The sequence below is a fragment of the Paenibacillus sp. MMO-58 genome (assembly GCF_037146255.1).
Classification (GTDB): Bacteria; Bacillota; Bacilli; order Paenibacillales; family Paenibacillaceae; genus Pristimantibacillus.
Window position 1 is genome coordinate 1 of sequence record NZ_JBBCVY010000056.1, and the last position, 225, is coordinate 225.

At 53.3% G+C, this 225-nt stretch carries 1 rRNA gene; it reads left to right on the top strand.

The features are described 5' to 3' along the window. Positions 1-225 (top strand): 23S ribosomal RNA (locus WFJ73_RS33295); the annotation flags it as partial.

A 225-nucleotide genomic window follows, 5' to 3' on the forward strand; every position in this document is an offset into this window, starting at 1 on the left:
TTAAAAGGGTGATGGCGTGCCTTTTGTAGAATGAACCGGCGAGTTACGTTCACGTGCAAGGTTAAGTCGGGAAGACGGAGCCGCAGCGAAAGCGAGTCTGAATAGGGCGAATATAGTACGTGGTCGTAGACCCGAAACCGTGTGATCTACCCCTGTCCAGGGTGAAGGTGCGGTAACACGCACTGGAGGCCCGAACCCACGAATGTTGAAAAATTCGGGGATGAG